Annotated in this window: 17 protein-coding genes; 4 read left to right on the forward strand and 13 right to left on the reverse strand. The window is 63.4% G+C overall.

Annotated features, from left to right (window positions below):
* The 9 genes from AO692_RS13725 to AO692_RS13765 form a co-directional block, all read right to left on the reverse strand.
* A partial coding sequence (locus AO692_RS13725; RefSeq protein ID WP_161808069.1) for an ABC transporter permease occupies nucleotides 1–705 on the reverse strand: 705 nt, incomplete at its 3' end.
* A complete protein-coding gene (locus AO692_RS13730) occupies nucleotides 702–2,288 on the reverse strand; it encodes a sugar ABC transporter ATP-binding protein (RefSeq protein WP_200911733.1) in 1,587 nt (528 codons plus the stop codon). The genes AO692_RS13725 and AO692_RS13730, both read right to left, overlap by 4 nt.
* Entirely contained in the window at nucleotides 2,285–3,889 is a 1,605-nt protein-coding gene (locus AO692_RS13735; RefSeq protein ID WP_054310620.1) for a choline dehydrogenase, read from the reverse strand. Before AO692_RS13735 ends, AO692_RS13730 begins: the two co-directional genes overlap by 4 nt.
* 129 nt (nucleotides 3,890–4,018) lie before the next feature.
* Nucleotides 4,019–5,632 (reverse strand): choline dehydrogenase, encoded by a 1,614-nt coding sequence (locus AO692_RS13740; protein WP_054310621.1) that lies wholly within the window; start codon nucleotides 5,630–5,632, stop codon nucleotides 4,019–4,021.
* 237 nt (nucleotides 5,633–5,869) lie between these two features.
* Complete coding sequence (locus AO692_RS13745) at nucleotides 5,870–7,510, reverse strand: ATP-dependent acyl-CoA ligase (RefSeq protein ID WP_082407374.1); 1,641 nt, start codon at nucleotides 7,508–7,510, stop codon at nucleotides 5,870–5,872.
* A gap of 8 nt (nucleotides 7,511–7,518) precedes the next feature.
* Complete coding sequence (locus AO692_RS13750; protein ID WP_054310622.1) at nucleotides 7,519–9,027, reverse strand: aldehyde dehydrogenase family protein; 1,509 nt, start codon at nucleotides 9,025–9,027, stop codon at nucleotides 7,519–7,521.
* Between the two features lie 122 nt (nucleotides 9,028–9,149).
* A complete protein-coding gene (locus AO692_RS13755) occupies nucleotides 9,150–10,382 on the reverse strand; it encodes an amidohydrolase (RefSeq protein ID WP_200911734.1) in 1,233 nt (410 codons plus the stop codon).
* Between the two features lie 8 nt (nucleotides 10,383–10,390).
* Nucleotides 10,391–11,902 carry an aldehyde dehydrogenase family protein gene (locus tag AO692_RS13760; RefSeq protein ID WP_152979831.1) on the reverse strand — a complete coding sequence of 504 codons (1,512 nt, stop codon included), beginning with the start codon at nucleotides 11,900–11,902 and terminating at the stop codon, nucleotides 10,391–10,393.
* 195 nt (nucleotides 11,903–12,097) lie between these two features.
* Entirely contained in the window at nucleotides 12,098–13,141 is a 1,044-nt protein-coding gene (locus AO692_RS13765) for a LysR substrate-binding domain-containing protein (RefSeq protein ID WP_152979832.1), read from the reverse strand.
* Between AO692_RS13765 and AO692_RS13770 the strand changes: the two genes are divergently transcribed.
* The 4 genes from AO692_RS13770 to AO692_RS13785 are packed head-to-tail and all read left to right on the forward strand — an operon-like array spanning nucleotide 13,109 to nucleotide 17,941.
* Entirely contained in the window at nucleotides 13,109–14,731 is a 1,623-nt protein-coding gene (locus AO692_RS13770) for an AMP-binding protein (protein ID WP_054310624.1), read from the forward strand. The two genes, AO692_RS13765 and AO692_RS13770, sit on opposite strands and share 33 nt — an antisense overlap.
* Nucleotides 14,731–15,909 (forward strand): thiolase family protein, encoded by a 1,179-nt coding sequence (locus AO692_RS13775; RefSeq protein ID WP_054310625.1) that lies wholly within the window; start codon nucleotides 14,731–14,733, stop codon nucleotides 15,907–15,909. Before AO692_RS13770 ends, AO692_RS13775 begins: the two co-directional genes overlap by 1 nt.
* Nucleotides 15,906–17,147 (forward strand): SDR family NAD(P)-dependent oxidoreductase, encoded by a 1,242-nt coding sequence (locus AO692_RS13780; protein ID WP_054310626.1) that lies wholly within the window; start codon nucleotides 15,906–15,908, stop codon nucleotides 17,145–17,147. The genes AO692_RS13775 and AO692_RS13780 overlap by 4 nt, the downstream gene beginning before the upstream one ends.
* Nucleotides 17,144–17,941, forward strand: a complete 798-nt coding sequence (locus AO692_RS13785; RefSeq protein ID WP_054310627.1) for a cyclase family protein — start codon at nucleotides 17,144–17,146, stop codon at nucleotides 17,939–17,941. Before AO692_RS13780 ends, AO692_RS13785 begins: the two co-directional genes overlap by 4 nt.
* An 8-nt stretch (nucleotides 17,942–17,949) precedes the next feature.
* Here AO692_RS13785 and AO692_RS13790 read toward each other — a convergent pair whose 3' ends face one another.
* The 4 genes from AO692_RS13790 to AO692_RS13805 form a co-directional block, all read right to left on the reverse strand.
* The gene (locus AO692_RS13790; protein ID WP_054310628.1) at nucleotides 17,950–18,651 is read right to left on the reverse strand and encodes a sulfite exporter TauE/SafE family protein; all 702 of its coding nucleotides are present in this window, start codon (nucleotides 18,649–18,651) and stop codon (nucleotides 17,950–17,952) included.
* 96 nt (nucleotides 18,652–18,747) lie between these two features.
* Nucleotides 18,748–20,226, reverse strand: coding sequence for an APC family permease (locus AO692_RS13795; RefSeq protein WP_200911735.1), 1,479 nt, complete (start codon nucleotides 20,224–20,226; stop codon nucleotides 18,748–18,750).
* Between the two features lie 122 nt (nucleotides 20,227–20,348).
* Nucleotides 20,349–22,331, reverse strand: a complete 1,983-nt coding sequence (locus AO692_RS13800) for a primary-amine oxidase (RefSeq protein WP_054310630.1) — start codon at nucleotides 22,329–22,331, stop codon at nucleotides 20,349–20,351.
* Between the two features lie 130 nt (nucleotides 22,332–22,461).
* Nucleotides 22,462–23,556: an AraC family transcriptional regulator gene (locus tag AO692_RS13805; RefSeq protein ID WP_161808070.1), complete on the reverse strand. Its 1,095-nt coding sequence runs from the start codon at nucleotides 23,554–23,556 to the stop codon at nucleotides 22,462–22,464.
* Between the last annotated feature and the right edge of the window lie 239 nt (nucleotides 23,557–23,795).

The following is a 23,795-nucleotide window of genomic DNA, read 5'->3' on the forward strand; positions in this document are numbered from 1 at the left end:
GAAGACGGCGAGCATGACCTTCCTGATGTCAATGCCGTTCAGCCGCGCTGCCTCTGGGTTGGCCCCGATGGCATAGAGCGCTCTGCCGAAGGAGGTATATCGCAAGATGCCCCCGGCGAGCAGCAGCAGAACCAGATCGAAAACGAGCATCTTCGGAAATGGCCCGATGCTGCCGTTGACGAAAGTGTTGATCGGCTTGAAACCCGCCGTCGAAAAGACGCTGACGCTGGCCCCGTCATTGATGATGAGAGCGAAGCTCTGGAACACGGACAGCGTGCCCAGGGTAACGACGAAAAAGGAGATCTTGAAGTAGGAGACAAGCGTACCGTTGACCGCGCCGAGAAGGGCGCCGAACAGGACCGCGGCGACGACGGCAAGCGGTGCCGACACGCCAGCCAACAGCAGCAACCCCAGCACCATTGCCGAGGCTGCGGTCGCGCTCGCAACCGACAGATCGACGGCGCCGGAGATGACCACATAGGTCGCGCCCAGCGCCAGGATGAACACGACGCTGTTCGACTTGACGATGTTCATCAGATTGGGCCACGTCAGGAACACTGGCTGTGTCATGGCCAGGAAAGCGCCAACAAGGACAAGGCTGATCAGTGCGCCGGCATATCTGTTCTGGAAGATCCGGCTGATAATCGACGACCGAGGCGAATACCGCCCGGCCGTATCCTGCTTTTCCAGATGTGTTACCGTCATTGGCGTGCTCCGGACAAATTGGCTTGTGGCTGGCTGCGGCTTCCAGCGACAGCGACGTGGGCGATCGCCTCTTCGGTCGCCTCATCGCGACTGAACTCCGCCAGAAGAGCGCCCTCGAAGAACACCAGGATGCGGTCGCATATGCCGAGGAGTTCTGGCAGTTCCGACGAAATGACGATCACCGCTGCACCGTCCTCGGCTGCATCCTGAAGCATCCGGTAGATCTCGCTCTTGGCGCCGACGTCAATCCCACGCGTCGGCTCGCTCAGCACCAGCACGTCCGGCTTGCGGCGGAATGTTCGGCCGAGAATCACCTTCTGCTGATTGCCACCTGACAGGGTGGCAATCGACGCACCGGCGGACGCGGTTGCCACACGGTACCGCTTTATGGCGTCGCCGACCTCGGAGCGTTCGAGCCGGGTGTTAAGGATACCGGCTCTCGAAAGCCGGTCCACCCAGGCCAGCGAGAAATTCTCCGCCACGCTGCGAACCAGGAGCAAGGCCGAGGCCTTGCGGTCGTCCGGGACATATCCAATGCCTGCGGCGATCGCCCGCCGCGGATCGCCGAGCCTGACAGTGCGGCCGTCGACCTTCACCGATCCCGCCCCCTGGATCGCGCCACCGAGAACCATGCCGAACTCGGATTTGCCGGACCCGACAAGACCTGCCACGCCGACGATCTCGCCGCGGCGGATATCGAGTGATGTCGGCTGGAGAATACCAAGCGGCGTGCAAAGGTCGCGCGCCTCCAAAACCTTCTCGCCCGCCGGAATTTCACGTTTTCCGTAGAAATCGCTGATCTCGCGGCCGACCATCAGGCGTACGAGATCCGCTTCCCCGGTTTCAGGCAAAGGCACGGTGGCGATCAGCCTGCCGTCGCGCAACACGGTGGCAACGGAAGCGACCGCGTAGATTTCCGGCATGCGATGGGTGATCATCAGGATTGCCAGCCCGGCATCGCGTTCCTGACGAACAAGCTTGAGCAATCGCGCCGTGGCAGCTTCCGAAAGCGAGCTCGTGGCCTCGTCCAGGATCAGCAGCCTCGCATCGGAGGAAAGTGCCCTCGCGATCTCGACTTCCTGGCGCAGCTCGACACTCAGCTCGGAAACGATGGCGTATGGCGACACGTGTACGCCCAGCCGGGCGAGCGCTTTCATCGCATCGACCTCCAGGCGGGCCCAGTCGACCAGCCCAAGGCGCGTCGTCGGCAGGCGGCCGAGGAAGATGTTCTCCGCAACCGTCAGGGTCGGCGCCAGGGTCAGTTCCTGGCTGATCATGACAAAGCCGAGATCGAGGGCATGGGCAGGGCTTTCCACCACGCACTCCCTGCCATCGATCTTGATCTTTCCGGTGTCGGGCTGGATGAGACCTGCGATGACGCGTGACAGCGTCGACTTCCCCGAACCGTTTTCTCCTGTCAGCGCGTGCACCTCCCCGGCCCTGATCATCAGATCGACATTGCCGAGGGCGCGTACGCCCGGAAAACTCTTCGATATCCCCTCGAGCTGGACGATGACATCTGCCGGGTCGCCGCGCATAGCTCTGGCCTGAAGGCCGCGATCGAGCATCGCCACACTGGTCACGCCGCCTGCCTCCTTATGAGATCCGCCGCCTTTTCCCCGATCATGATGGTCGGGGCATTGGTATTGCCGGAAATCAGCGTCGGCATGATCGACGCGTCGACCACGCGCAGTCCATCCACCCCGTGGACGCGCAACTGCGGATCCACAACAGCCATGGCATCGGTGCCCATCTTGCAGGTCCCGACCTGATGCGAAACGCAGCCGCCATTCTCGACCAGATAGGCTTCGATCTCGGCGTCTGTGGCCGTGCTGGAACCCGGCAGGTGCTCCTCGATCACGAAATCGGCCAAAGGTCTGCTGGCCGCCATGCGACGGGCAAGCTTCAACCCCTCCACGGCGATCCGCCGGTCCCGCTCATGCGAGAAATAGTTCGGAAGCAGCAACGGCGCCTCATGCGGATCGGCGGACCGTAGCACGATCTCGCCCCTGCTCTCCGGTCTGACGGGACATAGGAAATTGGCGAAGCCGGAAAACTTGAACAGGCCATCCTCATAATAGCCGCCGGAGAATGTCTGGAACAGGAATTGCAGGTCGGCGGAGCCGGATTCTGGCAACACCTTGGTGAACAGTCCTGCTTGGCCTGCCGGCACGGAGAGCGGCCCCTTCCGGGTGAGCAGCCATTTGATGCCGACCTGCAATTGACGCAGGCGGCTTGCCATCACATCGTTCAGGGTGATGGGACGGTTGCATTTCCAGGTGATCTGGCCGCCATAGTGGTCCTGCAGGTTTCTGCCGACACCGGGCAGATGATGCAGCGGGCTGATGCCATGCCCTGCAAGCGATGCGGCATCACCAATGCCGGAAACCATCAGCAGTTGCGGCGACTTGACCGATCCGGCGGCGAGGATCACCTCATGACGTGCCTTGGCCTCCATCGGCTTGCCGGCTTGGCGGTAACGCACTCCGCTTGCCCGCCGACCGTGGAAGAGAACCTTCTCGGCGTGGGCACCAGTGACCACCGCAAGGTTCGGCCTGCGCATTGCCGGCCGAAGGTAGGAGGTGGCGGCGGAAGCGCGGCGTCCGTTCCTGACCGTGGCCTGGAAGTAGCCGGCTCCCTCCTGCGTTGCGCCGTTGAAGTCATCGTTGCGAACGATGCCCTGCGCGCCCGCAGAACTGATGAAGGCATCGCAAAGCGGATTGCGCTCCCGCAGATTGGTCACCGACAGCGGTCCGCCCACACCGTGGTATCTGTCGGCGCCGTTCTCCTGGTTCTCGGCCTTGCGGAAATACGGCAGCACGTCCTCATGCGACCAGCCGACATTGCCCAGTTGCCGCCAGTGATCGTAGTCCTCGGCCTGGCCGCGAATGTAAATCAGCCCGTTGATCGAGGACGAGCCGCCGAGCACCTTTCCACGCGGCCAATAGATCCGCCTGCCGTTCAGCGCCGGATTGGGCTCGGTCTCGAACCTCCAGTTGACTCGGGGATCCACGATGGTCTTGCCGTAGCCGACAGGAATATGGATCCAGAAGCTGGAATCGCGCCCACCCGCCTCCAGCAGCAGCACGGAATGCCTGCCGTCCTCGCTCAGCCGCGCGGCAAGCACGCAGCCCGCCGAGCCACCACCGACGATGATGTAGTCGAATTCGTTCGTGCCCAGCACAAGTCTCCTCCTGGTGGGGCCGGGCGCTTCCGCTCCCACAGCCCCCTGCCCGATCCCTCGCCACGTTCCCGCTTGTTATTCGTGCTTCATGGCGATCAGGGACAAAATCCGTATGCAGCGAGCGAAGCGCTACGCCGCGCGCCTCCCGATCATCTCCGCCGCCTTCTCGGCGATCATGATCGTCGGAGCGTTTGTGTTGCCCGAAATCAGCGTCGGCATGATCGAGGCATCGACCACGCGCAGCGCTTCCAGGCCATGCACGTTGAGGGACGGATCCACCACCGCCATCGGATCCCTGCCCATCTTGCAGGTGCCGACCTGATGAGCGATCGACAGCCCTGTCTCGCGAGCGTAGTCGAGGATCTCGTCATCGCTGGCGACCTGCGGGCCGGGCGCGTATTCGGCAAGGATGTGGGCGGCGATCGCGGCCTTTTCGGCAACCTTGCGCGTAAGCTTGATCGCCTCGACGAGCACGCGGCGGTCGTTCTCCGCCGCGAGGTAGTTGGGCTGCATCACCGGTACATCCTGCGGGTTGGCCGAGCGCAGCCTGAGCGTGCCTCGGCTCTCCGGCCGCACCGGACAGACCGCATTGGCAAAACCCGAGAATTTGTGGAGGCCGGCGTCATACTCGTCGTGGCTGAAGGTCTGAAACAGGAACTGGATATCCGGGGTCTCCAGCCGTGGATCCGACTTGATGAACGCACCGACCTGGGCCGCCGAAATCGTCAGCGGCCCGGCACGGAACAGCAGATACTGGAGCCCCGCCTGGACCTGACGCAGCGGACTGCGCATGATGTCGTTGACGGTGAGCGGTAGTCTGCTCTTGTAGGTGACCAGCGCGCCATAGTGGTCTTGGAGATTTTCGCCCACGCCGGGCAGATCGTGGACCACCGGAATACCCAGCCCGGCGAGTTGCCCTGCCGGGCCGACTCCGGAAAGCAGCAGCAGCTTGGGTGAATTGATCGAGCCGGAGCTGACGATGACCTCGCGCCGTGCTCTGACCGTCACCTTTCGGCCGCCGCGATCGAACACGACGCCGATGGCACGCTTGCCGCTGAACAGGATGCGCTCGCTGTGTGCCCTGGTGATCACGCGCAGGTTCGGGCGCTTCATCGCCGGCTTGAGATAGGCAACCGCTGCTGAACAACGACGGGCGTTGTGGGTCGTGATCTGGTAGAAGCCGACGCCTTCCTGGCTGACGCCGTTGAAATCGTCGTTACGCGGAATACCCGCATCCACCGCGCTCTCGATGAAAGCCTGGCAGAGCGGGTTCCGCTCGCGCAGGTTGGACACCCGCAGTGGCCCCTTGTCGCCGTGGAACTCGTCGGCGCCGTTCTCCTGGCTCTCCGCCTTGCGGAAATAGGGAAGGACGTCGTCGTACGACCAACCCTCGTTTCCAAGCTGCCGCCAATGATCGTAGTCCCGCGCCTGCCCGCGGATGTAGAGAAGGCCATTGATGGAGGATGACCCGCCAAGCACCTTGCCGCGCGGCCAGTACATCGGCCTGTTGCCGATCTCGGCGCCCTTCTCTGTTTCATAACGCCAGTTGAGGTTCGGATCGACAATCGTCTTTCCATAGCCGATCGGAACGTGGATCCAGGGATTCCAGTCCTTTCCACCCGCCTCGAGCAGCGTAACCGAGGTACGGCCGTCCTCGGAAAGCCGCCCCGCCAGCGTGCAGCCAGCCGAACCGGCCCCAACAATGACGATATCCGTCTCGATCGTTTCTGAAGTCTCGGTCATCAATGTCGATATTCACATCCGGACGACGGCGCCCGGGTCGCCGAATCGTGCAATCGCAAGCCATTCAGATCCCACCCGGCCAGGCTGTTCCGTGGAACGGGATCTGAAACTATCTTTCCAACCAAATGAACAGCAGGTTCCGATACAATTCCAATATAAACACACCGATCGACCAATACCGAAACGCTATCGATCACAGTCCCGAACTCGTCTTTTCGGAACGGATGAATCTGCCGGCTATCGTTTCAACAGATACCCCGCCGCCTCGCGGTCCCAGGCCGTTCCGGTAATGCCAGCCTGTCGCAGCACCACCTTGCGGATCTTGCCGTTTTCCGTCAGCGGTAGCTCCGTCACCAAATCGACGAAGCGGGGAACCGCGAAATAGGCCAGACGGGCGCTGCAGAAATCCAGAAGCTCGACCGGATCCACCGCCTTCTCAGCCTCGGGCAGGATCGCCGCCATGACCTCATCTTCCCCCAGCTCGGAAGGAACGGCATACACCGCGCAGGAGGCCACCGCAGGGTGCGACAGGAGCACTTGCTCGACCTCCCATGAGGAGATGTTCTCCCCGCGCCGCCGGATGGCATCTTTCATGCGGTCAATGAAGCGATAGTTGCCGTCGCTGTCGCGGCTTACCCTGTCGCCGGTGTGGAACCACAGATTGCGCCACGCCTCGACCGTCTTTTCCGCCATGCCGTGATAGCCGGTGGCGAAGGCGAATGGCTGGCTGGCCCGCAGGATCAACTCGCCCGACTCTCCGGAAGCAACATCGGCATCGTCCTCGTCGACGATCCGCGCCTCGGCACCTGGACAGAGATACCCCATGGTCCCCGGGTGCCTGGACGGGATCTCGCCCGCGAAGACGAAGTTTGTCTCGGTTGACCCGTAGGCGTCGAGCAAAGGCACACCGAAACGGTCGAGGAATGGCTGGTGGAACCGCTCGGGAACCCCACCGCCCAATGCTACACGCATCGCATGGCCGCGGTCCGACACCTCTTCCGGCCGCGACAGCAGGATGGCCGCCATAGCGCCCAGGAAGTAGCCCACCGTCGCCTTGTGCCTTGTCACGGCAGCCCAGTAGGCCGAGGCCGAGAACCTGGCCTCCAGGACATAGGTCGAGCCCGTCAGCAGTGCCTGCCAGAAACAGTTGAGGGCGTTGGTGTGGAAGAGCGGCAACGTCGTCAGGAGAACATCGTTCTCACGAATCCTGAGACCGCGCGCGGTGTTGACCCCCCACCAGAAGAACTGTGCCTGCGGGCAGCATACGCCCTTTGCCGGCCCCGTGGTTCCCGACGTATAGAGAATGGCGAGCGTGTCGCCCGGCCTTACCGCGGCGGGGGCGACCGGCTCACTGGCCTGCGGCATCGGATGAGATTCCCTGTCACCGACCGTGCTCCGGCTCTTGCAGCCGATCGTCCAGAGGATTTCCACATCGCTCAACGCGTCGCCGAAATCATCGAATGCAGCCGCGATCGACGCTTCCACGATGAGGATGCGGGCCCCGCTGTTCGCCAGCACATGGCGCAGCTGTGCGCCGCGCGAAGCCGTGTTGATCGGCACCATGACCGCGCCGATCCAGGCACAGCCCAGGAATACCGCAAGGAACTCGCTTCGGTTCGAACAGAAGATCGCGACCCGATCGCCGTGACCGGCACCTGCCGCGGCAAGTACCGCGCCGGCTCGCGCGGCGATCGCGGGCGCTTCGCTATACGTCCAGCTGTCGTCGTCGAACACCGCAAGACGGCGATCCCCGTAGCGACCGGCCTGCTCGATCAGAATCTCCGGCAGGGTTCGCCGGCCTGGAGGAAATCGCCCCGGCAACGCCTCGATAAAGGAAAGGTGGTCGGCATCCGGCGCCGTTTGGCTCGATACGTTCATGACCATGCCTAAAGCGAGATAACCGCCGCCTTGATGCGCGTATGGTCGAGCACGGACTGCTCACCAAGATCATGGCCGACACCCGAACCCTTGGTGCCGCCGAAGGGCAGCGCACTGTCCAGGACATTGTGGACGTTGACCCACACGTTCCCGGCCTTGAAACCCCGGATAAAGCGATGCACACGACCGATGTCGCGCGTCCAGATGCTGGCGCCTAGTCCATATTCGGACTCATTGGCCATCCGCAGTGCCTCCGCCTCGTCGGAGAAACGCGACGCCACCAGGACCGGGCCGAATATCTCCTCCTGCACCACACGCATGTGCTGCGTCGTGTTCACCAGCACGGTGGGTTCGACATAGCTTCCGGCATGATCGAGCGCGCTGCCGCCCGTCAACACTGTCGCGCCTTCACGCCTGCCGGCCTCGATATAGCCGAGCACGCGCTGCTGCTGCGCGCGGCTGACCAGCGGCCCCATCTGGCTCGCGGGATCGAGGCCCGGTCCGAGGCGAAGGGAGCGGGCGATATCCGCCACCCCTTCCAGCACCTTGTCGAACACCGTCTCGTGGACGTAGAGGCGCGAGCCGGCGCAGCAGTTCTGCCCGTGGTTGCCAAAAATCGCCCATGCCGCCCCCGGAATGGCCTTCTCCAGGTCGGCGTCCGGCATGATGACGACAGGCGACTTGCCGCCCAGTTCGAGATTGTATTTCTTGAAGCTCGCGGCCGCATGGGTGGCGATCAGCCTGCCGGTCGCGGTCGAACCGGTGAACGAGATCTTGTCCACGCCCGGATGCGACACCAGCGCGGCGCCGGTCACTGCGCCCGAACCCGTCACCACATTGACCACACCGGCCGGAATTCCGGCTTCGAGCGCAAGATCGGCGAGCCGAAGCGCCGTGAGTGGGGTCGGCTCGGCGGGCTTAAGGACGACCGTGCAGCCCGCGGCGAGCGCGGGGGCGAGCTTCCACACGGCCTGGCAGAGCGGAACGTTCCAGGGGACGATGCCCACGACGACGCCGACGGGCTCACGCCGTGTGAAGGAGAAGAACTCACCGGCCGGCATGTAGGGCGCGGAGATATCGACCGTGCGTCCCTCTATCTTCGTCGCCCAGCCGGACATGTAGCGCAGCACGTGTGCGGAAAACTCGACATCGAACGCGCGTGTGTTGCCGATGAGGCGGCCGCTGTTGATCGTCTCCAGCTCCGCGAGTTCGCGACCGCATTCTTCGATGAGGTCGGCCAGCCTGGACATGGCGAGCGCCCTTTCATGCGGGCGCATTCGAGCCCAGGGCCCTTCTTCCAACGCCTGCCTTGCCGCGCCGACGGCGGCATCCACATCCTCCGCCGTCGCTTCGGGTACATGGCCGACGACATTGCCGGAACTCGGGTCGACAAGCGCAACCTTGCGATCGCCTGCCGAGGGAACCGCCCTGCCGCCGATCCGCAGGCCATGTTCCTGCTCCAGGAACGCGCGGCTTTCCACGCCCAATAGGTTGAAGTCGTTGCTGAGCGCGTTCATAGACACCTCGATTGTTGCGGCGGCCGCGTCGCAGCCGGGCGATCCCGGACGCATTCCGGCCCGCTGGACCTCAGTCTTGCCGAAGCGCACTGGCTGAACGCCGCCGCGTCGGCGCGGAAACCTCAGGCAGCCTTCGCCGCCGATACCTGCCTCAACAGCGCGACGGCGGAATGCACGAACAGCCGAACCCCGATCGCCAGGGCATCTTCGTCGATATCGAAATGTGCGTCGTGGTGAGGCGCCGTGATGCCCTTGGCGGCATTGCCTGCCCCAACCAGCACGAAGCATGAAGGCGCCTCGTGGCCAAAGGCCGAGAAATCCTCGCCAGGCATGATCGGTGCCAGTTCCGCCACCTTGTCTGCGCCGAACAGTTCGCCGGCCACGCCGGCGACGATGGCTGCCGTCTCCGGGTCGTTGACGACCGCGTCGTAGATGCGCGTATACTTGTATGTACAGGTTGCGCCATGGGTGGCGCAGATGCTGGTTGCGATCTCGCCTATGCGGCGCTCGACATGATCGCGCACGACGGCATCGAAGGTGTTGGCTCCACCGATAAGTGTCGCTTCCGCGGGGATGACCCCGACCGACCGACCGGCACGAAATTCGGTGACACCGACAACCGCGGCCTGCACGGGATTGACCTCCCGCGCCACCAGATGCTGCAGATTGGTCACGATCTGCGCGCCGATCGCGATCGGATCGACTGCCGTGTGCGGTGTCCCGATATGACCGCCACGGCCGTGTACCTCGATCCGGAATATATCGCAGGCCGCCATGACATGTCTGGCGTTGACCTGCAGAATGCCGGTCTCGTAGGGCGCCCACAGATGCAGCCCGATCACCCGATCGACGCCCTTCATGACGCCGGCCGCAACCATACCCGCAGCGCCGCCGGGAGGAGCCTCCTCGCCATTTTCGAAGAGGAACCGTATCTCGCCGGCGATCTGGTCACGAAGCTGCGACATCACCGTGGCCGCGCCGAGCAGGATCGCCGTATGCCCGTCATGTCCGCAGGCATGCATGACGCCCGGATTTTGCGAGGCGAAGGGCAGCCCCGTCTCCTCGGCGATCGGCAGTGCATCGAAATCCGCGCGTATGGCGATGGTGGGTCCTGGCCGGGCGCCACGCAGGCAGCCGACCACACTGGTGCCCGACGGCCGCGAAATCTCGATCCCGTCGAGCGCCTGGAGCCGCTCGACGATGAACTGCCCCGTATTGTGTTCCTGGAACGAAAGCTCCGGGTTGGCATGCAGATGGCGCCGCCAGGCAACCACCTTCTCACCCACGTCCCGCGCGAGCTGGTCGAGCCGTTCCTTCATGCGGAATCCTCCCTCAAGCGTCTGCTGGCCGCTCATGCGGCGGCTCAACTGAACTCCGTCGTCTCCAGCCGCATGCAGACCGCTTTCGGCTCCGTGTAGGCATGGATGACCTCGGAGCTGAACTCGCGCCCCAATCCCGACAGCTTGGTGCCGCCGAAGGGCATGGCCGTATCGAGGATGTTATGCGTGTTGATCCACACCGTGCCGGCGTCGATCTGGCTGGCCAGGAGGTGCGCCTTGTTGATGTCGCGCGTCCAGATGCTCGCTCCCAGCCCATACACCGTGTCGTTGGCGAGCGACTTGATCTGCCGCAGGTCGTCGAACGGCATGGCAAGCACCACCGGTCCGAAGATCTCCTCGCGCGCGACCTTCATGCCGGCACTGGCCCGCGTCAGGACCGTCGGTTGGTAGAAATAGCCCTTCCTGTCGTCGCGGGAAGCACCGCAAAGCGGCTCGGCACCCTCGTCGACGCCGCTGGTGACAAGCGCGGAGACGCGCTCGACCTGGCGAGCCGAGATCAAGGGACCGAGATCGGTGTCGGCATCGAAACCGCTGCCGAGTCGTAGCCCACGCGCAATCTCGGCAACCCCCTTGCTGACTTCGTCGAAGATCGAGGCCTCGACGAACAGCCTCGATCCCGCGGTGCAGACCTGCCCGGAATTGGGGAAAATGGCATTGGCCGCGCCCGGAATTGCCTTGTCCAGGTCGGCATCCGCCAGGATGACGGCCGGCGACTTGCCGCCGAGTTCGAGCGTGACGCGCTTCATCTGGAGCGCGGAAGACTGGAGGATCTTCTGGCCGGTGGCGGTCGATCCCGTAAACGCGATCTTGCGCACAAGCGCATGATCGACCAGCGCCTGTCCGGCCTCATGACCATAGCCGGTGACGATGTTGATCGCGCCGTCGGGGATCCCCGCTTCGAGGATCAGTTCGCCGAGCCGCAACGTCGTCAGCGATGCTTCTTCGGACGGCTTCAACACGATGGTGCAACCGAAGGCGATGGCTGGGGCAATCTTCTGGATGGCCTGCCCGAGCGGAAAATTCCAGGGCGTGATACCCCCCACGACACCAACCGGCCGGCGCTCGGTATAGGCGCGATAGGTTCCGCCATCGTCGAAAAATGGCGAAAGGGCGATGTACTCGCCCGCCATCTTGGAACTCCAGCCGGCGTAGTAGCGCAGCGCATCCACAGTGAACTTCAGGTCGACATGACGGGAAACGAAATAGGGCTTGCCGTTATCCAGCGTTTCGAGGCGGGCGAATTCCTCGGCGTCGCGCTCGACGAGGAGCGCGAGCTTCTCCAACAGCCGCCCGCGATCCAGCGGTCGCATCTTCTGCCAGGTCGAGCTTTCGAACCTGCGATAGGCTGCCTGGACAGCGCGGTCGACATCCGCCGACGAGGCAGCGGCGATATCGGCGATCTTCTCCTCGGTCGCGGGATCGTGGACGGCGATCGTGCGCCCGTCCTGGGCATCATGCCACGCGCCGTCGATCATCATCCGGCCGGCCGGAATGCGGACGGCGGCGCCCCCGTTCCTTTCAATCAATGCAAGCATTCAACGTCACTCCCGTGTCGGACGGCTCTCGGATCCGCTCCGATACCGCCGGCCCCCTCCTCAAGAAATCCGGCCTTGGAAAATGACCACCGCGAAACCCTGATGGTCCAATAGTTTTAGCGGCTTCGACCGATAGCAAGACGATATGGATCGCCAGCCAAAATCGACATGTTTGCTCTTGGATGGTAGAACGCCTCACTGCCTGAGCAGGGAAAGAAACCGGCTCAGCGCAGGGACGGAATGATTCGACCGGTAGACCAGCGTCAGATTCAAGCCGACATCAAGACCACGCACTGGAATGAGAGCTATGCCGTCCGGCATCCGCCATCGCTGGCATTCGTTGACGAGGGCAATCCCAAGTCCCGTCGTCACGAGGGCCAGCATTTCGGCTTCGTTTTCGGCCTCATGGACGATGTTGACCGCCACGCCGGCCTGGAACAGCCCCCTGTGCAATTCATCGTAGTAGGTCGGGCTCTCCCGCCGGTAGAAGGATATCAGCGGCCTGCCGGCAAGCTCCGACACGGCAACCGATTTCTTCCCGGCGAATTCCGAACCGGCCTGCACGGCCAGCAATACCGCATGGCGGGTAACCGGTAGCACGGTCAGTGCAGCATCGATGGGCGGGTTGTAGAGAAAGCCGGCATCGATGCGACCGTCATAGATGGCGTCAATCTGGTTGAGGCTCGTCATTGCGCTCAGCACCAGCCGCACGCCCGAGTTGGCACGGCGGAATTCCATGATCGTTTCTGGAATGATCCCGTTCCATGCCGCCACCTCGATGAAACCGAGCTTCAGCATGCCTGCCTCGCCACGGGCGACGGCCTGGGTTTCGCTGACCGCATGACTGAGATTCAGCAGAATCTGCCTGCAATGCTCACGAAAGGTCCGACCCGCAGCCGACAGCTTCACCCCTCGCGGCAGCCGATCGAAAAGCGTCACGCCGAGTTCGGCCTCGAGCAACTGTATCTGACGGCTCAGCGCCGGTTGGGCAATGTGGATCCGCTCCGACGCGCGGCCGAAATGCTCGTCCTCGGCAACCGCTATAAAATATCGAATTTGTCTTAGATCCATGTGGATTGATAACAAGTCGTTATGTTTTCCGACAAGCGATAATATTGGACCGGAAAAGCCTCCCCCCACTATCCGTTTGAAAAAACGTCGTCCTCCGGCGCGGTCGCGCAGCCTGGGGCGGCAAAGGGATAGTCGATGCATTCGCCCTTCACCGCATTCGAGGTCCAAGCGACCGCCCAGCCGAACGCACCGATGTTGATCGCTCCGGCAAGCGCGGAGCTCAGCTATGCCCCGAATGGTTTCCGTATCAGCTACGGCGAGGTGTGGGGCGAAGTCGACCGCATCCGGTCCCGTTTCGAAGAGGTGGGCTATGGTGCCGGGCACCGCATCGCGCTGCTTCTGGAAAACCGTCCCGAATTCTTCAGCCACTGGCTGGCGTTGAACGCGCTCGGCGTTTCCATCGTGCCGCTCAATCCGGATTTGCGCCCGGCCGAGCTCAACTATCAGCTCGACATCGCGGATGCTGATCTTGTCGTGACCTATTCGCGCCTTGTGCCGACGCTACACCACTTCGCAAGGCCCGGACTGCGCGTGATGGAGATAGCTGACCCAGTTCCGCCGCCGTCCGCGGTTGCTTCGAGGCAGTTCGGCAACGCTGACGACGAATGCGCCCTTCTGTTCACATCGGGCAGCACCGGCAAGCCGAAGGGCTGCATCCTGTCCAACACCTATTTCATGACACTCGCAGACTGGTATGTCACGCAAGGCGGCATCGCCGAGACCGGCCGCGGCTGCGAAGTGGCCCTTACGCCGCTGCCGATGTTCCATATGAACGCGCTTGGCTGTACAGCACTCGGCATGATCGTCGTTGGCGGAGCCATCGTTCCCCTCGACCGCTTCCATGCGGGCCGCTGGTGGCAGTGTGTCAGCGAGTCAGGAGCCACCATCGTGCACTGCCTCGGCGTCATCCCGGCAATCCTCCTGCGCCTGCCCGAAACTGCTTATGACCGCAATCACACAGTCAAATATTCGCTCGGGCCCGGGGTGGACGCCCAACACAAGGTCGAATTCGAGAGGCGGTTCGGGATTCCCATCGTCGAGGCCTGGGCCATGACGGAAACCGGCGGTCGCGCGGCAACGACAACGGCGCGCGACGACTATACGCCTGGCCGGCGCTGCATCGGCCGCCCACGGGCCGGCATGGAATACCGGATCGTCGGCGACAGCGACCTGCCGGTCGAACGCGGCCAGCCCGGCGAACTCATCGTGCGGGCCAGTGGCGACGATCCGCGGCACGGTTTCTTCGGCGGTTATCTCAAGGACGAGCAGGCAACCGAGGAGGCCTGGGCCGGCGATTGGTTCCACACCGGCGATGTCGTGTACGAGGACGACCAAGGCCTGCTCTATTTCTTCGACCGCAAGAAAAGCATCGTGCGCAGGAGTGGCGAGAACATCGCCGTCCTCGAAGTGGAAGCGGCGCTGGCCGGAAACGCCGCGATCAAGGCCGTGGCCGTGACGCCGGTGCCCGACGAATTGCGCGGAGAGGAGGTCTTCGCCTTCCTGATTCGGACGGACGACACCGCACAAGGCGACGCGAGGGTTCTCGCCGAGGACATCGTCCGCGCCAGCGCCGAGCGCCTCGCCTACCACAAGCTCCCCGGCTACGTAGCTTTCATCGACGAGTTGCCGTTGAGTTCGACGCAGAAGCCGCAGCGCGGCGAGATCAAGGCGATGGCCGCCGGGATGGTACGGCTCGGCACGGCGATCGACCTGCGCGAGATGAAGGCGGGCATCCGGCGCAAGGCGGGACACGGCTGATGACACCGGCAAAACGGACATCCTACGAAGGAGTCGTACTTGCGGTACCGGTGACCGTTCCCTACCAGCGTTTCTCCATCGAAAGCGCACAATGGTGGCTCGGCCGAGCCCTGCGCGCGCTGGCGCAGAGTGCAGGCATAAGCCATCGCCAATTCGATGGCTTCGCACTGGCGAGTTTCACGACGGCGCCGGATACCGCGATCGGCCTCACACAGCATTTCGGCCTGTCGCCACGCTGGCTCGATCACGTTCCCATGGGGGGAGTGTCAGGTATCATATCGCTGCGCCGTGCCGCGCGAGCCGTGCAGGCAGGCGACGCCAGCATCGTCGCCTGCGTGGCCGGCGACACCAACCATGTCGACACTTTTCGCCGAACGCTGGCGAACTTCTCCCGCTTCGCGCAGGATGCCGTCTATCCGCATGGTGCAGGCGGTGCCAATGCAAGCTTCGCGCTGATCGCCCGCAACTACATGAACCGGTTCGGCGCCCGGCGCGAGGATTTCGGCAAGCTCTGTGTCACCCAGCGCGCCAACGCCCTGCGCAACCCGAATGCATTGATGAAGAAGCCGCTGACGCTCGACCAATATATGGCGGCGCGTCCCGTCGCGGATCCAATTCATCTCTTCGATTGCGTCATGCCCTGTGCCGGCGCGGAGGCATTCCTGGTCATGCGCGAGGAAACGGCGAAATCACTCGGTCTTTCGTTCGCGCGGGTGCTGTCTACAATCGAACGGCATCACGCCTTCGCCGAGGACGACGTGCAGTATCGTGGCGGCTGGGCCTATGACATTGGCGAGCTGTACGCGATGGCCGGCATTCAAGCAGGCGATGTCGACCTCGTGCAGACCTATGACGACTACCCCGTGATCTCGATGATGCAGTTCGAGGATCTGGGTTTCTGCGGCAAGGGCGAAGGTCCTGACTTCGTGCGCGGCCATAGTTTCGAGATCGACGGATCTTTTCCGCATAACACCAGCGGCGGCCAGCTCTCCGTCGGCCAGGCGGGGGCGGCCGGCGGCCATCTCGGCATCGTCGAATGCATGCGGCAGGTCATGGGCATTGCGGGGCCGACACAGGTCGGCAGGGCCCGCATCGGCCTCGCGTCCGGCTTTGGCATGATCAATTACGATCGTGGCCTGTCCTCCGGCGCGGTCATCCTGGCGGGAGAATCCCGGTGACCCGGCCCATAGCTCCTTCCAAGCGCAAGGATCCACTCGCCAGGACGCCGCGCCCGCTTCTGCCGCCTTCGGCGCGCAGCAGGACAGCGCACGGTTTGACCCTTGCCGCTGCCGAAGGTCGTTTCGCACTGCAGCGCTGCGAGGAATGCCACACATTCCTCTACCCCCCACGCGACGCATGTCCGCACTGCCTGTCGCATGACCTGCCCTTCACCGATGCACCTGTCGGTGGCACCCTGGTCGCCGGCACCACCATCCGCGTTACGAACGACACCTACTTTCGCGAGCGCATGCCGTGGCGGCAGGGCATCGTCGCGGCGGATTGCGGTCCAAGCATTATCGCAAGCCTGCACGGTGGATGCGTGGAAGGGAGCAGCGTGAAACTGTCGTTGCAACTCGACAAGGCTGGCCAGCCCGTCGCCTTCGCCACCCCCTTAGAGGAGACGTCCAACATGCGTGACGATCCACAATTGCGGGAACTGACTGCCGACCCCAAGCACCGCCGCATCCTCATCACCGACGGCCGCAATCCCGTCGCCCCGGCACTGGCCAAGGCACTCTTGCGGGCGGAAGCCACACATGTCTTCGTCGGCGTCGCCGAGGCCTGGAAGCCTTTTGCCGGCGAAGCGGACCTCCGCGCCATCGAGGGTGTGGAAATCGTGCCGCTCGACCTGACGGACGAACAGTCCGTCGCCGACCTCGCGGCCGATATTGGCGCAAAAGTCGACATCCTCGTCAACACGGCCGACCACACGCGACCGGTCCATATTTTCGACAAGGGCGCGGCGCGCAGGCTGACCGAAACGCTGGATGCGACGCTGGCCGGTGCGATGCGCCTTGCACAGGCCTTCGGCCCCGTGATGCTCGCGCGCGGCGCCGACGGCACGAATTCGGCCGTCGCCTGGGTCAACCTCTTGTCGGTCTACGCACTCGCGGCGCAGCCCGCCTTCGGCACGATGTCGGTGTCTCATGCCGCATGCCTCTCCCTCTCCCATTGGCTGCGGACAGAACTCAGGCCCGGGGGGGTGCGGCTGATGAATGTCTTCACGGGACCGCTCGACACGGAGTGGTACCAGACCGTCCCGCCACCGAAAGTCGCGCCTGGCCAGCTCGCCGAAGCCGTCGTCGACGGACTGCGCCGCGGTCTGGAGGAAATCTATGTGGGCGACGCCGCCAGGGACATCTGCGCGCGGCTGGCCGCCAATCCAAAAGCGCTCGAGCGGGAGGGTGGCCTATGAGCGCGCGTGATGATGCGGCGGACGTTGTTCTTGTCCAGTTGGCCGGGCTTGTTGCCGATGGCGGCCTCAAGCTGGTCGACCTCACCCATACGCTGAGCCCCGACTTCCCGACCATCGTCATGCCGCCGGAGTTCGGCCAGTCCGCGCCGTTCCGTATGGAACGCATCTCCTGCTACGACGGGGATGGGCCTGCCTGGTATTGGAACAACATTTCGTTCGGCGAGCACACCGGTACGCATTTCGATGCGCCGATCCACTGGTACACCGGCAAGGACCTGCCGCTGAACACCGTCGACACACTGCCGACCCGAGACATGATAGCGCCGGCGAATGTCATCGATTGCTCCCGGCAATCGGCCGCGGATGCGGATTTCCTGCTGGGCGTCGAAGACATTCTGGCATGGGAACGCGAACACGGTCTGATCGCGCCGCGAAGCTGGGTCCTGCTGCGGACGGACTGGTCGAAAAAGACGGGGCGCGACTATGCCAATCTTCTCGACGATGGAGCGCATACGCCCGGACCGGACGCCGATGTCATCCGCTGGCTTGTTACGGAGCGCGACATCATCGGTTTCGGCACAGAGACCATTGGAACGGACGCGGGCCAGGCCGGCCATTTCAGCCCGCCTTATCCGGCGCATCATTTCCTGCATGGCGCAGGCCGCTACGGATTGCAGTGCCTTGCCAATCTCGACCAGTTGCCGCCCAAGGGCGCGGTCGTCATTGCGGCACCGCTGAAGATCAGGCACGGATCCGGCAGTCCGTTGCGTGTCTTGGCATTGATCGCCGCTTGAGGCGCAACTCAGCCGAAACAGAGCTGGGTGATCGATCCACCGGGTAGCAGCGCAAACAGCACGCCTGTCGTGGCGAGCAGAATGCCCAGAGGCAGCCTGCCGCCACGGCTGATCCCACGGCCAACCCCAGCGAGAGTTGCTATGCCAAGGGCAGAAAAGACGACGCCCGGCAGAGCCGCTACCGCAAAGCCTGCCATATAGACCGCTCCCGCGAGCGGGCCACCGGTCAGCATCGCCGTGAGCAGCGCGTTGAACACCATGGCGCAAGGCGCCAAAGCCAGAGCGGCACCCAGCCCGACTGTCGATCCCGGCTGCAGCCGTGCCAAGGCGCGCCAAAGCCACGCCGCATGCCGGAGGCCATGATCAAGGCGACCGAGCGGCGGCAGGATGTTGGCAACCGACAGCCCTGTCACGACGATCAGGGCGCTAGCCGCATAGCGCAGCATGTCCTGCAGGCCGGCGAGGAACAGCAGGCTCTGGACATAATATCCGATGCTTCCCGCTATCCCTCCGGCCAGGACATAGACAGCCGCTCGTCCGACCTGCAGGCGGCTCAGGAACGACAGGCGGGCGCCCGTGGTGACGGCGGCACCTCCCGCCTGCCTCGCCGTTAGCAGCATCGACGCCACGCCCCCACATAGACCGGCGCAATGCAGGCTGCCGGCGAGCCCCGTCAGAAGTCCCGAAGCCAGCACGGTATCGAGGGCCATCGCATCGCTCGCTGTGGTCGGAGGCTGGGATCAGGCCTGGCGGCACAACAGGCCACCAGGCCAAGGATGCTGGAGAAGTGGCCGATCGTGCCTTTGTTATTCCAGCGGATCCTCGATGCGCGAAGCGCCGATGCGCTCATAGGCTTGGGGATGGCTCGACCGCAGCCAAAGCGCCTGTACGCCACCAGCCAGAGCCACGACAACCAGCACCCAGGGCAGACTGCTGACCAGCGGTGAATCGACGCCGGTGAGCGCGCTGTAATTGGTGATCGCCAGCCACGTCGCGACCGCGATCGCGATACCACCGAGCGCTGGTGCTACCGTCGTGGCCAGGCCATAGGTACCGCGCCGGGCAAAGAACAACGGGACGCCGAGCGCCGTCAGAGCAAGCAGGGTCATCAGGCCGACCGAACCGAGACCGACGAACATCGGCGCGATGTTGAGCAACGGATCCAGGCCTGCGATTGCAGCGACGGCGGTGACGACCGAGAGCACGATGGCCAGGAAAACGGCCGCCACATGCGGCGACTTGTAGACCGGATGGGTCTTGGCAAGACGTTGCGGCAGCACGCCGTCGCGGGCAAGCGCATAGATGTAGCGGGCGCTGTTGTTGAAGAGACCGAGAACTGCGGCAAACGAGCTCGTGACCACCAGCACGCTGAACAGATGGGCGCTCCAGGCGCCGAGGAAATCATTGGCGCGCGCTGTGACGAAATGGCCGGGATCCGCGCCCGCGACTTTCGCCACTTCGAGGCTGCCGATCGAGGTGGAGAGGCACCAGGCGGTCAGCGCATAAAGCAGCCCGGCAACCAGGACGGCGATATAGGTCGCACGGGGAATCGTCACTTTGCGATTTTTAGCCTCCTCCTGGTAGATGGCCGTGCTTTCAAAGCCGATCATGCTGTTGAAGGCATAGATGAGAGCGATACCGAGCCCCGGCCCGAAGACCGACGACGGCGCAAAATCTTGAAGATTGAAGGCAGGCAAGCCCTTCTGGACGATGATCGCGAGGTTGAGCAGCATGATCATCGCAATCTCCGCGACCAGCGCGACCGACAGAACCGTCGCCACCAGCGTGATGCGATGGTAGGCAAGTATTGCAACGATGACGATGCTGATCGCCGCCCACAATTGCCACGGCGTGCTGACGCCGCTGACCAGCGCGAACAAATCACTGCAGAAGAAGGCCAGCGCGGCGAGTGTCGAAAGACAGAGCGCGAGGTAGGAGACAGCCGCCACATAGGCGGCGGGCAAGCCGATGGAGCGGCTGAAGCTTGCCGAGATGTAGGCGTAGAACGCGCCGGCATTCTTCACGAAAGGAATCTGCCGCACATAGCCGACGGCGAAAAGAAGCATGGCGATGCCGCCGAGGATCCACGCGCCGGGCACGCCCGCGCCGTTGCCGAATGCGAGCGCTATCGGCATCAGGGCGACAACGACAGCGAGCGGCGCAGCGACCGCAAGCACCATGAAGACGATGGCGGAGGTTCCCAGGACGCCGCGTTCGAGCTGTTCGTCGGCCGCGTCCGTGACGCCGGGTGGCTGGATGGTCATGGATGTTGATGTTGAAGACATTGTCGTTCCCCTTTTTATCGGCTTGTTAGGTCGCCGTTGTGTCGAAAAGTGTTGTGACGGGCATTGCGCCGCCGGAGCGACGCCATGCGGCAGGTGATGCTCTGCCCGCCGTCTCTGCCCCTTCAGTGCCCTCCGCAGCAGGAGCCCTTGTTACCCGCGCCATGTCCACCGACGGGCGCGGCCGGTATCTTCATCGCCGGGCTGGTCGTGAAGAAGTTGTTCGGCTTCAGCGTGAAGCCCGCATATTCGACCGGCATGATGGGGAAGTCTTCGGGCTTGCAGACATGGGTGTGGCCGAAGCTGTGCCAGAGCACGATGTCCTGGTTGGCGATCTCCCGCCCCTGCCTGACATAGACCGGCAGACCGCATTCGCCGCCGTGCTGGTTCGGATAATCGCCACTGGCGAACCGTTCCTCGGGCGCGTAGCGGGTGACCCAGACATGCTTCGAGGCAAAGCCAGCCCGTCGATAGACGGAGCTGCCGAGGTCGGCGAGCAGCGTCGGCGATGGCATGACCACCAGCTTGTAGCCCGGCGGCTGGTCGACATCGTTTCTGACATTGGGATTGATGACCTTCCAGAAGCGCCCCGTTGCCCCATCGGCCTCGCGGGCGGCATCCGCCTCATTCTCCAGCAACTGTGAACTGACCTTGAAGACATTTCCATGCGGATTGTCATGTCCCATGGGCACGCGCACATAGTCATGCTCAGTCACGCTGTTGCCGGTACCGTCGATCGCCATATGCAGGCGCGCATTGAAGAAATGCTGGTGCGAAGGCCCGCCGAGCGAGGGCACGATCATGCCGCCCCAGGCATATCGTTCGCCGTCCATGAGAGCGGAGGTCTGGACGATGCCCGTCAGCTTGGCCTCGAACTGGATCGTGCCGTCCTGATAGAGGTACCAATAGAAGCCGTAGTCGTAGTTCCCGACGGTGGCGAAGAAGCTGACGACCAGGCGCCGTGACCGGCGCGTCTCACTGACACGGGAGCGGAATTCGTTGTGTTTCCAGAGGATACCGTAATCTTCCTCATGCATGCAGATGGCGTTGCGCATGACGAACGCCTTGCCGAAATCGTCCGATGCCGGCACGTCGAAATAGTGGATGTGTCCCAGGCAGTCGCAGCCGAGTTCGAGCTGGTTCGCGAGCTTGCCAAGGCCGAACTCGCCGGCATCGAAAGCGCATTTGGCAAAATGCTGCGGTGTCGGATCGGCATAGGGAACCGCCATTTCAGTTATGCTGGCGCGATGGATGATCGGACGCAGCCGGCCACCGTCACGGAAGCCGAGTTGGTTGAGGACAAGCCCCTCCCTCGGGGTGAAGCCGACACGGAACTCCCAATCCTGCCAGGTGACATGCCAGCCATCGACGACGAAGCTCGGCCCATCGGCCTGGACGATCTCAAGCGGCTTCAAATCCGTGCGCGCGGGCGCGAGCGATGCACTGTCATAATTGTACTGCTTCCTGGGAATGGGCACGAGGCGGCCGTCATCCTCCATTGCGATGACCTTGCCCTCGATCAGGTCGACCACCGCGACCACGCCCTCGATCGGATGGGCGTAGGCGTTGTCCTGCTCGAAGGCGCGGTAGTAGGAGACGGCACGAAGGATCCTGCGCCCCTTGTAAGGCTCGAAATCGAAATAGCCCGGCGAGATCGGATCGATCTGGATCAGGTCGATCTCGCTGTCCGAAAGCCCGCGCAGCACCATGGCCGCGCGCCAGCGTTCGTCCGCCTTGACGATTTCGGCGGCGCGGTAAAAGTCTTCGACAATGATCGGCGGCTGGCCGTGCTCATGATCGGTTTCGAGATCGGTCCAGGAGATGAGACGCTCCTCGCGCAGGTCCACCAGTGCCTCGCTGGCGCGGCCGCTCGCAATGTCGAGCACCAGCAGGAACGCGACGCGCGGAAACGTCGCTCCCTGCACGAATGCCTCCACCTCCTCCCGGGACGGTTCCTTGAGTTCGACAAAGGGAAAGCGGGGAAACTCACCCAGATCGCGCGCGGCGCGCAGGATGTCGCAGGCCGCATCGATCTCGCCGATCGTCAGCGGGTCGAGCGGATGGGACGGCTTCAGGGCCGAGGCGGGTTTGTCGTGCTGCTGTAACATGAGACACTCTGCTGATCTTCGATGATCAGACAATGTCCCAATTGTGCCTGCTCCTGGATGGCCGAAGCGGCCATTTGTTTTGCAATTTCGGCCAGTGCAGCAGTCTGACTATGCCGACCGGCTTGTGTCATCAGAGCCGAACAGCGCCAAAAGGACGGTGCAATGCATAATCGCTCGGCGACACACCGGTCCATGCCTTGAACGCCCGCGAGAAGACGGCAACATCGGAATAGCCGACAAAGGCCGCCAGTTCGGATATCTGGTGCCTGCCGTCGTCAAGGAGCTTGCGCGCCCTGAGCAGCCTTTGTTCCTGCAGGATTTCGCGAAAGGACGTCCCCTCCTCATCAAGCTTGCGGCGTAGGCTGCGGGTGGAGAGGTTGAGTTCCCTGGCGACAAGATCGACGTCGACGATGGCATGGCCGAGACGTTTTGCGACACAGCTCGTGACGGCTTCCGCAAGCGTCGAATCGTTCTCCGTCTCATCAAACAGGAGGTCTCTCAGGTGCTGCTCCATCACCCGGGCCGCGTCCGGCACGGCGCCGCCGAGACAGAACGGCCGGTCGAGGTCCTCGTTGGAGATGGTCATGCGATTGAAGCGCGCCTGTCCCCGCACCGGAGCCCTGAAGAAGTCGTGCAGGCGCTGCTCGCGCCCAGCGATGGAATGCTCGAACTCCACCTGTTGCGGTCGCCACCTCGGCGCGCCGAGCTGCCGCACCAGGGTCGTCATCGCCGCCAGGGTGAACTCGGCGTCCTGGCGACGTGGCCAGATGGCGGCATCGTCGATCCCGTAGGTATAGCTGGTGCTTTCCCTCTCGCGTAGAACATTCATGCTGGTCCGAGTCTGCCAGGCGCCCTGGAAGCGGGCAAACATACTGAGTGCCGCGCGCAGGTTCTCGGCATTGCTCATCAGGGCGTAGAATGGCCCAAGCTGCTGCAGCGTGAACCGCGTCCCAAGATCGAGCCCGAAAAATCCGTCGCCTGCGTAGACCGCCGCATCCTCCATCAACTCGACATAGAGGCAAAGCGACACCCGGCTATAGGGCGACTGGATATCCGCCCGGGAGAAACCGTGCCGGGCCAGAAGCCCGTCGACGGGCACGTGCCGCCGTGCAAGCTCGCTGACGATCGGCTCCAGAAACATGGCCCGGATCGTCGCTCGCTTGCCCTCGCCTTGTGACGGCCTGCGGCGCGGCCCGGTCAGCTCTGCAGCCTTTGCGACAGACATCAAATCCTCCCGGCCCTCGGCTCCATGCGCAACCGTGCTCAAGGCGGAACGGCGGTCCCTGGCAGCGTCGCTCCCTTCGGGTCCATAGTGGCTGACGATATTGAAGGCGCTACATCCAATTTCGTCAACGACATTTTTGGCACAGAACCGATAGCGAATCGGCATTGAAAACACCTGCCTATTTTATTGGATACGGTGATCCGTTTCCGTTTTGCTCGGCATCGGCAGATAAAAGCAAA

This window comes from Mesorhizobium sp. 1M-11, from assembly GCF_001303895.1.
Lineage (GTDB): Bacteria > Pseudomonadota > Alphaproteobacteria > Rhizobiales > Rhizobiaceae > Mesorhizobium.